Annotated in this window: 10 protein-coding genes; 6 read left to right on the top strand and 4 right to left on the bottom strand. The window is 70.2% G+C overall.

Annotation, left to right across the window (positions count from 1 at the left end):
* Positions 1-1,612: MmpA family trehalose lipid delivery protein (locus A8G18_RS11470; RefSeq protein ID WP_064063969.1), on the top strand; the 1,612-nt coding region annotated here is incomplete at its 5' end.
* Here the strand turns inward: A8G18_RS11470 and A8G18_RS11465 are convergent.
* On the bottom strand, positions 1,523-2,752 hold the full coding sequence (locus A8G18_RS11465; protein ID WP_064063968.1) for a glycosyltransferase family 4 protein: 1,230 nt from the start codon (positions 2,750-2,752) through the stop codon (positions 1,523-1,525). The two genes, A8G18_RS11470 and A8G18_RS11465, sit on opposite strands and share 90 nt — an antisense overlap.
* 186 nt (positions 2,753-2,938) lie before the next feature.
* Between A8G18_RS11465 and A8G18_RS11460 the strand changes: the two genes are divergently transcribed.
* The 3 genes from A8G18_RS11460 to A8G18_RS11450 all read left to right on the top strand — a co-directional run bounded on the left by A8G18_RS11460 (position 2,939) and on the right by A8G18_RS11450 (position 5,156).
* Positions 2,939-3,694 carry a class I SAM-dependent methyltransferase gene (locus A8G18_RS11460; RefSeq protein ID WP_064063967.1) on the top strand — a complete coding sequence of 252 codons (756 nt, stop codon included), beginning with the start codon at positions 2,939-2,941 and terminating at the stop codon, positions 3,692-3,694.
* A 22-nt stretch (positions 3,695-3,716) separates the two neighbouring features.
* Positions 3,717-4,619, top strand: a complete 903-nt coding sequence (locus A8G18_RS11455) for an ROK family protein (RefSeq protein ID WP_064063966.1) — start codon at positions 3,717-3,719, stop codon at positions 4,617-4,619.
* Positions 4,620-4,724: 105 nt separating this feature from the next.
* Positions 4,725-5,156 carry a CBS domain-containing protein gene (locus tag A8G18_RS11450; protein WP_026002933.1) on the top strand — a complete coding sequence of 144 codons (432 nt, stop codon included), beginning with the start codon at positions 4,725-4,727 and terminating at the stop codon, positions 5,154-5,156.
* 9 nt (positions 5,157-5,165) lie between these two features.
* Here the strand turns inward: A8G18_RS11450 and A8G18_RS11445 are convergent, their stop codons facing one another.
* Positions 5,166-5,582, bottom strand: coding sequence for a hypothetical protein (locus tag A8G18_RS11445; protein WP_064063965.1), 417 nt, complete (start codon positions 5,580-5,582; stop codon positions 5,166-5,168).
* Positions 5,583-5,721: 139 nt separating this feature from the next.
* Here A8G18_RS11445 and A8G18_RS11440 point away from each other — a divergent pair, with 139 nt between their 5' ends.
* Entirely contained in the window at positions 5,722-6,201 is a 480-nt protein-coding gene (locus A8G18_RS11440) for a nucleoside deaminase (RefSeq protein WP_064063964.1), read from the top strand.
* Positions 6,202-6,340: 139 nt separating this feature from the next.
* Positions 6,341-7,789 (top strand): aldehyde dehydrogenase, encoded by a 1,449-nt coding sequence (locus tag A8G18_RS11435; RefSeq protein WP_016932541.1) that lies wholly within the window; start codon positions 6,341-6,343, stop codon positions 7,787-7,789.
* Between the two features lie 79 nt (positions 7,790-7,868).
* On the opposite strand, the gene epsC is transcribed toward A8G18_RS11435, so the two are convergent.
* Together epsC and cysK are read right to left on the bottom strand one after the other, a co-directional pair.
* Positions 7,869-8,447, bottom strand: coding sequence for a serine O-acetyltransferase EpsC (epsC, locus tag A8G18_RS11430; RefSeq protein ID WP_016932540.1), 579 nt, complete (start codon positions 8,445-8,447; stop codon positions 7,869-7,871).
* An 8-nt stretch (positions 8,448-8,455) separates the two neighbouring features.
* Positions 8,456-9,391, bottom strand: a complete 936-nt coding sequence (gene cysK / locus A8G18_RS11425; RefSeq protein ID WP_016932539.1) for a cysteine synthase A — start codon at positions 9,389-9,391, stop codon at positions 8,456-8,458.
* Between the last annotated feature and the right edge of the window lie 170 nt (positions 9,392-9,561).

Genomic DNA, 9,561 nt, shown 5'->3' with positions numbered 1-9,561 from the left:
ACTGTCCGACGCCGCGGCCCGCGCGGTGCCGCAGGACGCCCTGCTGGCGTGGGTGAGCACCGTCGTCGACGGCGGTGTCGCGGTCACGGCACTTCTGGCCGCGTCGTTGTGGGCCGCGGGATGGGGGGCGGCACGGCTGGTCGCGGTGGTGCTGCCCACGAGTGGCACCGGTGCCCGGCTCGTGGCGGCGACGGTGGCGATCTGGAATCCGTACGTCGCCGAGCGGTTGTTGCAGGGGCACTGGAGTCTGCTCGCCGGGTATGCCGCGCTGCCGTGGACGATCTGTGCGGCCGTCGCGATCCGGCGGCGCCGACGCGGCGGGTGGGCATCGACGGCAGTCTGCCTGGCTTCCGCAGGCCTGACCCCGACCGGCGCGCTGCTGGCGATCGTGACGGCATGCGCTGTCCTCGCCGCCCCCGGTGGACGGACGCGGGTGCTGCCGCGGGTGGGCACCGCGCTCGCCCTGGGTGTCACGGTGTCGCTGCCGTGGCTGGTGGCGACGGCGCTCGCCGGGGGCGGCACCGAAGCAGATCCCGCCGGTGTGCGTGCGTTCGCCGCGCGGGCCGAACCCCTTCTCGGCACGATCGGTTCGGTGGCGGGGCTCGGTGGGATCTGGAACGCCGATGCCGTCCCCGCCTCGCGCACGACGGGATGGGCGCCGGTGGGCACCCTGCTGCTGCTCGCAGTGGTGGCGTGCGGTGTGCCGGCACTGTGGCGCCGGCGCGGCAATCCCGTGATCGTCGCGCTCGTCGCGCCGGCCGTCCTCGCGGTGCTCGTCGTCGCGCTCGCCGCGACCGGCCCGGGACTCGCCCTCGGCGAATGGGCGATGGTGCACGTTCCCGGCGCCGGACTGCTGCGCGACACCCAGAAGTGGGTCGCGTGGGCGATGCCCGCCTACGCGCTCGCCGCGGCCGCCGGCACGACGGCCCTCGCGCGGCGCTTCGCGGCGCCCGAACCGGTGTGGGCGGCGGCCGCGATCGTCACCGTGCTGGTCGCGCTCCCCGACCTGGTGTGGGGTGTCGGCGGGCAATTACGCCCCGTGCGGTATCCGGCGGGCTGGGAGCGGGTGTCGCAGCTCGTGACGGCCGGCGACGGCGATGTGGCCGTTCTGCCCGCGGGCATGTTCCGGGTCTTCGACTTCTCCGGCCCGGTGCCGGTTCTCGATCCGTCCCCGCGGATGCTGCGCGCCGACGTCCTGCAGACCGGAACTCTCGTCGTCGCCGACGGCAGCGTCGACGGTGAGGGTCGCCGCGCGGCGGACGTCGAGGCCCTGTTGTTGTCCGGTGCGGACCCGGGTGCGCTCGCTGCCCGCGGGGTGGGCTGGGTGCTCGTCGAGCACGGCACGCCGGGCGAACTCGGCGACGCGCAGAGCACGCTCGGAGCTCTCGGCGACGCGCAGAGCACGCTCGGAGCTCTCGGCACTGCCTACCGCGACGAGGATCTGAGCCTGTACCGGGTGGAAGGGGTCACCTCGCCGCCGTCACCCCACCGGGCGCCGGCGGTCGGGGCGCACGTGGTGTGGCTACTGGTACTGGCCGGCGGCGCTGGATGTGCGCTCGGGCAGCGGGTCGGTGAGAGACGACGGCTCGTCGGCGCGCGGGAACAATCCTGAGACGGTGTGCCCGAAGGTCGTGACGGACAGGACCTCGTGGACACCCTCACCCGTGGCCTCCCACGAGAATTCGCCGGCACGGATGCGGGCCTTGTTGCCGAGCTGACGACGACGGTCCGCGTCGGCGAGCAGATCGGCGACGGCGGCGGTCAGTTCGGCGGGCGAGTCGACGAGCAGACCGGTGACGCCGTCGATGATCGAGTCGGTGAGTCCTCTGGAGCTGCGGTAGCCGATGGTGGGCACGCCGTGCTGGGCGGCTTCGACCACCGCGAGTCCCCACCCTTCCTTACGCGAGGGCATCACGTGAACCCATGAGCGCGAGAGCAATTCGTGTTTCCGCTCTTCGTCGACGTGGCCGTGGAAGGTGACGGCGTCGCCGATACCGAGTTCGGCGGCCGCATCGCGGAGGTTCTGTTCCCACCAGCCGCCGCCGATGACGTCGAGGTGCAGGCCCGGAACGGTGCCGCGCAGCGCCGCGACCGCGGCGAGGGCATCCTCGATCTGCTTGTGCGGCACCAGCCGCGAGAGTACGCACATGCTGGGATGGGCCGTTCGCGTGTCGTCGCCACCCGCCGCGACACCGGCGGGGACGGCGTCGACGCCGTTGCGGACCACCGCGATCCGCTCCCGGTCGACACCGAGAGCGCGCAGCTCGTCGGCGGACGGGAGCGAGACGGTGAGGTACTGGTTGCGGCGGTGCACGCGCGGCGACAGCGACGACTCGATCCACCAGCCGAGCGTGGCCATCAGTCTGCCCGCGACCGGCCACTGCTCACGATGGCAGTGGTGCACGAGCACCGTGACCGGCGCGCCGGCGACGAGCCGCGCGAAGAAGGGGATGCCGTTCTGGGTGTCGATCACGGCGTCGGGGCGGACACCGGCGAGGGGACCGACACCGCACCTGCCTGCGAGGATCGCGGCGAGTGCGCGCGGATAGACGGTGAGCCGTCCTCCGCCGCGGCTGACGGTGATGCCGTCGATGCGGTCGCGCTTCGCGGCGCCGGGGTATGCGGCGGTTCGCAGGACGACCCGGACGCCGCGCGCCGCGAGCTGCGCTCCGACCTGTTCGAGATACCGCTCGCTGCCGCCCCCCTGCGGATGCCCGCTGTCGCGCCAGCAGAGCAGCAGAACCTCCCGCACGCGGCGACCCCCTGTAGTGACTCGACCAGCCTGCCGGTGTCGACTCGACCACCCGGCCGGGCAGATGTGACTCGGACGATGACAGGGACACAGTAGCGGGTGCCCGTCGGCGACAGGTGAGGGACGAGTACAAGCGCAGCACTAAGGTGACTGGACGTGCCTTCGACGACACCACCCCGCACCGACGTGACCCGGCTGTTCGCCCGCCGCGCCACACTGCGCCGTTCCGCGGGGTTGCTCGGCAGCTTCCGGTTCGAGCAGACGGCACCGGAGAAGTTCTACGGCGGTCTCGCCCGCGACACCGTCGATCTGATCGGCGACCTCTACACGGGTCTGACCGGCACGGATCTGACGGGAACCACGGTCGTCGACGTCGGTGGTGGTCCCGGATACTTCGCCGACGCATTCACCGAAGTGGGATCCCGGTACGTTCCGATCGAGCCCGACCCGTCGGAGATGCACGCCGCCGGTCTGCAGGTGGGCGGCGCGATCCGCGGCTCCGGGCTGGCGTTGCCGCTGCGGACCGGAGCGGTCGACGTGTGCTTCTCGTCGAACGTCGCCGAACACGTCGCGACGCCGTGGGCGATGGCCGACGAGATGCTGCGCGTCACGCGCCCCGGCGGGCTGATGGTGCTGTCGTACACCCTGTGGTGGGGTCCGTTCGGTGGGCACGAGACCGGTCCGTGGCACGCCTTCGGAGGCGAGTACGCGGCCAGGCGTTACGCCCGCAAGCACGGCCGGGAACCGAAGAACCGGTACGGGGTGTCGCTGTTCGACGTCGGCGCCGACGACGGCCTGCGCTGGGCACGCTCGACACCGGACGGCGAACTGCTCGCGGCGTTTCCCCGCTACCACCCGAGGTGGGCGTGGTGGCTCGTGCACGTGCCCGGCGTCCGGGAGTTCCTCGTCAGCAACCTGGTACTGGTCCTGCGGCGTCGCTGACCGGTCGCTTAATGTCGTGGCCATGACCGCATTGGCCCTGGACGTCGGCGGCACCAAGCTCGCCGCGGCCGTCGCCGCCGACGACGGCACCCCGCTCGAAGCCCGGTCCGTGCCGGTCCCCTCGAACGACGTGTGGGGCGCGTGCGCGGGACTGCTACGGCAGGTCGAAGAGATCGGCGCCGGGCCGGTGACCGCCGTGGGAATTGCCGCGGCAGGGCCGGTAGACACGACGACCGGCACGATCGGCCCGATCAACATCTCCGAGTGGAGTTCCGGCTTCGCACTCGTCGACGCCGTGCGCGGCCTGTTCCCCGGCGCCCGGGTGGACCTGGTGATGGACGGCGCCGCAGCGACCCTGGCCGAGCAGCGCTTCGGGGCCGGACGCGACGTCGCCGACCTGCTCGGCGTCGTGCTGGGCACCGGTATCGGTGGAGGTCTGGTACTCGGTGGCCGGATCGTGCGTGGCCGCACCGGCAATGCCGGCCATATCGGGCACGTGGTCTCGCCCTACGGTACGACGGTGTGCGCGTGCGGGGGCGTCGGCTGCATCGAGACGGTGGCGAGCGGCCCGTCGGCGGTGCGCTGGGCCCGTGCCCACGGCTGGCAAGGGCCCGACGGCGTTGCGCTCGCTGCGGACGCCGAGGCCGGAGTCGGCGTCGCCGCAGCGGCACTCGAACGAGCCGGGACGGCGCTGGGCCAGGCCATCGCGTCGGCGGCCGCACTGGTGGACGTGGGACGAGTGGTCGTCGGCGGGGGCTTCGCGCAGTCGGGCGGTCACCTGTGGCGGCCCATGCTCGCGTCGGCAGCCCGGCACGCCCGCTTGAGGTTCGTGCAGGACCTGCGGATCGTCCCCGCCGAACTCGGCGCCCTGGGCACTCTCACCGGCGCCGCGATCGTCGCTGCAGGTCACGACTGGATAACCTGACCGGGCACGCCGTGCTTTCCGGCCTACTCTGAGGACCACATCGGAGTCCCGGCGGAAACTGTGGCGGTCCGCCGGGATGCTCTGCGAGCGGATCGGCGGTACCGGATGCGGATTGCTGACATTTTGCGGAACAAGGGCTCGGCGGTGCACACGGTCGCGCCCGGCACCACGGTGTGCGAACTCATCGGCGATTTCGCGCGGTTCAACATCGGCGCGATGGTGGTGTGCGAGGGTAAGACCGTCGCCGGCATCGTCACCGAACGCGACGTCGTACGCGCCCTGCACGAACGCGGCCCGTCGATCCTTGCGGCACCGGCACACGAACTGATGTCCCGGACGGTGACGACCTGCCTGCCCAGCGATTCGGTCGACAGTCTCGCCGAGACCATGACCGAACAACGGATCCGGCACCTGCCGGTCGTGGTCGACGCTCGGCTGGTCGGGATCGTCAGTATCGGCGACGTGGTCAAGAGCCGCATCGACGAGCTACAGACCGAGCGCGACCAGCTCGCCTCGTACATCCACGACGGTGGGTGAACCTCCGGGTCAGTTCTCGCCGGTCGCGTCGTCGCCGGGAGCAGCGTCCTCGGTGGCACCGTCCTGGCCGGCCCCGTCCTCGGTGACGCTCGGGCGGTCGAGGATGCTCACGCTCATCCCGTAGGGCAGGAACCGCACCGAGCGTCGCGGATCGGTGTTGCCCTTGAGTGTGCGCAGCGCGTCCAGTTCGGTGCGATGAACCTGGTCGACGCGGGCGACGCCGTCGTCGTCGGTGGTGTAGACGACCCAGACCCCGTCGCCCTTCTCACCGGTGGTCTCGGGCCGTGGCTGCGTGCGCGTCGGCGCCGCAGGTGGCTCGAGGAACGAGAAGATGCGGTCCTTCAGCTCCCGCAGTTCCTCTCCGGCCTCCCGCACCACGCGGTCGAGATCTTCGGGGTCGAATCCGAACGGATTGTTCTCCGCCATGTCGTGTCTCCTGACCGTTGGGCACCCTCCAGTGTGGTGACGGTCGCCGATTCGCGCCACCCGGCTCCTTCCCCCCGCCGAACTCGGTGCCGCCGCCGGCTTCGCTCTACTGTGCAGCCGAGGGAGGAAGGAGACATCCATGGTGAACGACACGGATCTGCAGTATCTGCGGCGGTGCGTCGAGCTCGCGGAGGAGGCGGTCTCGACCGGTGACGAGCCGTTCGGGTCGGTGCTGGTCGACGCGGACGGCGAGGTCCTGGCCGAGGACCGCAACCGCGTCGCAGGCGGCGACAGCACCCGGCACCCCGAGTTCGAGCTCGCGCGGTGGGCGGCCGAACATCTCGAGCCCGACCGGCGCGCCATCGCCACCGTCTACACCTCCGGTGAGCACTGCCCGATGTGCGCGGCCGCGCACGGCTGGGTCGGCCTGGGGCGGATCGTCTACGCGGCGTCCTCCGAGCAACTCGTCCGGTGGCTCGACGAGATGGGCGTGGCTCCGGCCCCGGTCCGTCCGCTGCCGATCCGTGAGGTCGTGCCGGATGCCGTCGTCGACGGGCCCGCTCCCGAACTCGAACAGGAGATCCGCCTGCTGCACCGGCGCTGCCACCTCGGGGAGTGAGGCCGTCCGGTCCCATCGGATCTGGTGACCCCCTGGCCTCAGGCTGTAACGTGTTCTAGTGTTCGGGGTCACAGCACCGCGGCGCGCCCGACGGCCGCGAGATCCGAGACGTGAGCACACAGCAACGGATGAGGAAGACATGACCGACTACGACAAGTTGTTCATCGGCGGCGAATGGGTGGCACCGTCGACCGACGAGAGACTCGAGGTGTTCTCCCCCGCCACCGAGGAGCGGGTCGGCTCCGTGCCGGTCGCAGGACCGAAGGATGTCGACGCCGCGGTCGCCGCCGCCCGGCGCGCCTTCGACGACGGACCGTGGCCGCGCACGTCGCCGGCCGAACGCGCGCAGGTACTCGCCAAGGCCGTCGCGCTCATCGAGGAACGCAACGACGAGATCGCCGCCGTCCTCGGTTCCGAACTCGGCCAGCCGGGCCCCTCCGTCCAGATGGTGCAGATGACACCGGCCCTGGGGACGCTGAATTTCTATGCCGGACTGGCTGATTCGTTCAACTGGGTCGAGGAACGGGTCGGCTCGTTCGGCCGCACCCGCGTCACCCGCGAACCGGTCGGCGTCGTCGCCGCCGTCATCGCGTGGAACGTGCCGCTGTTCCTGTGCGCGAACAAGATCGCACCCGCACTGCTCGCCGGATGCTCCGTGGTGCTCAAGCCTGCCCCCGAGGCCCCGCTGGCCGTGAACCTCGTCGCCGAGATCTTCACCGAGGCCGGTCTTCCCGAGGGCGTGCTGTCGGTGGTTCCGGGCGGCGCGGACACCGGCGAGAGCCTCGTGTCCCATCCGGACATCGACAAGATCACCTTCACCGGGTCGACCGCGGTGGGCAAGCACATCGGCGAGATCGCGGCGCGCAATCTCAAGCGCTGCTCGCTCGAACTCGGCGGCAAGTCCGCGGCCATCGTCCTCGAGGACGCGGACCTCGACTCCACCGTCGCCATGCTGGTGATGTCGGGGCTGATCAACACCGGCCAGGCCTGTGTCGGCCAGACGCGGATCCTGGCTCCCCGTTCCCGCTACGACGAGGTCGTCGAGAAGGTCGCCGGCGCAACCGCGTTCTTCCCCGTCGGGCCTCCCGGCGACGAGGCCGCGCAGATCGGTCCGCTGATCTCCGCCAAGCAGCGCGACCGCGTCGAAGGCTACATCGCCAAGGGCACGGAGGAGGGTGCCCGCGTCGTGATCGGCGGCGGCCGTCCGGCGCACCTCGACAAGGGTTACTTCGTCGAGCCGACGATCTTCGCCGACGTCGACAACTCGATGACGATCGCCCGCGAGGAGATCTTCGGGCCCGTCATCTGCGTGATCCCCTACGACAGCGTCGACGAAGCGGTGAAGATCGCCAACGACTCCGATTACGGCCTCGCCGGTTCCGTGTACACCACCGACGTCGAGAAGGGCCTCGAGATCGCGTCGCGCGTGCGCACCGGCACCTACGGAATCAACTGGTACGCCTTCGATCCCGGTTCACCGTTCGGTGGATTCAAGAATTCCGGCATCGGACGCGAGAACGGCCCCGAAGGACTCGAGGCGTTCTGCGAGCTGAAGTCCGTGCTCTATCCGCCCGGCTACGAGGGCTGATCCCGTACGACGAGGGGGAGGGTATGTGCGAATTCTCCGACGAGAACGCACATACCCTCCCCCTCGGCAGGACACGACCTCAGATGTACATGGCGGGATCGATGTAGGTCGTCGGATCCACGAGCGGTTCGTGCTTCTTGCGGGAGCGGACGGTCGCGGGGATGCCCGTGGCGATCGAATCCGCCGGCACGTCGTGGGTGACCACGGCGTTGGCACCGATCGCGCTGTCGTCCCCGATCACCACCGGGCCGAGGACCTTCGCTCCCGCTCCGACGGTGACCCGGTTGCCCAGCGTCGGATGACGCTTCTCCTTCGCCAGCGACCGGCCACCGAGCGTCACGCCGTGGTAGAGCATCACGTCGTCGCCGATCTCGGCCGTCTCGCCGATGACCACGCCCATGCCGTGGTCGATGAAGAAACGACGCCCGATGGTCGCGCCGGGATGGATCTCGATGCCGGTGAGGAATCGGGTGAACTGCGCGAGGATCCGCGCAGGTCCCTTCAGCGCGGGCACCTGCCACATCCGGTGCGCGATGCGGTGCGACCAGATCGCGTGCAGCCCCGAGTAGACGACGGCGTTCTCCGCATCGCTGCGCGCGGCCGGATCGTGGCCGCGCGCAGACTGCAGATCCTCCCGCAGAGTGTGCAGGATACCCACGACGGCGATCAGTCCCGGATGTGTTCGAACAGCGGGGTGGAGATGTACCGCTCACCGAAGTCGCAGACGACGGCGACGATCAGCTTGCCGGCGTTCTCGGGACGCTTCGCCAGCTCGAGGGCCGCCCAGACGATCGCACCCGACGAGATGCCGCCGAGAATGCCTTCCTGGGTGCCCAGATCGCGCGCGATACGAATCGAATCCTCGAACGACACGTCGACGATCTCGTCGTAGACCTCGCGGTCGAGCACGTCGGGCACGAAGTTGGCGCCGATGCCCTGGATCTTGTGCGGTCCGGGCTCGCCACCGTTGAGGATCGGCGAGTCGACCGGCTCGACACCGACGACCTTCACGTCCGGCTTGTACTCCTTGAGCCTGCGGCCCGCGCCCGTGATGGTGCCGCCCGTACCGATGCCGGCCACGAAGATGTCGACCTCACCGGCGGTGTCCTTCCAGATCTCCTCACCGGTGGTGTTGTAGTGGATCTCCGGGTTCGCGGGGTTGCCGAACTGGCGGGCGAGGATCGCGTTCTCGGTGTTCGCGACGATCTCCTCGGCCTTCGCGACGGCACCCTTCATGCCCTCGGAGCCGGGGGTGAGGACGATCTCGGCGCCGTAGGCGCGGAGCATGACGCGACGCTCGGTGGACATCGTCTCGGGCATCGTGAGGATGACCTTGTAGCCGCGTGCAGCGCCGACCATCGCGAGCGCGATGCCGGTGTTGCCGGAGGTGCCCTCGACGATCGTGCCGCCGGGCTTCAGCTCACCGGACTTCTCGGCCGCGTCGATGATCGCGACGCCGATACGGTCCTTGACGCTGTTCGCCGGGTTGTAGAACTCGAGCTTCACGGCGACCGTCGCGCCGGACCCCTCGGTCAGACGGTTGAGCTTGACGATCGGGGTGCGCCCGACCAGCTCGGTGACATTGTTGTAGATACCGCTCATATGGGCCGATCCCTCCTAGCGGTCGTAGCGACGACCGGGTCGTTTCCGTCACACCATTGCATCATTCGCTGATACGTGCTGTGCAGCCGGGGAGCCGTGCACCCGCCCCGGTCACGCGCATGCGCGGGCACAGTGCGGCGACGGTGTGTCGGTCCGGCGTACACGGGTAC

It is taken from the genome of Rhodococcus gordoniae, assembly GCF_001646655.1.
Classification (GTDB): Bacteria; Actinomycetota; Actinomycetes; order Mycobacteriales; family Mycobacteriaceae; genus Rhodococcus; species Rhodococcus gordoniae.
This window is presented reverse-complemented; position numbering and strand designations above follow the sequence as displayed.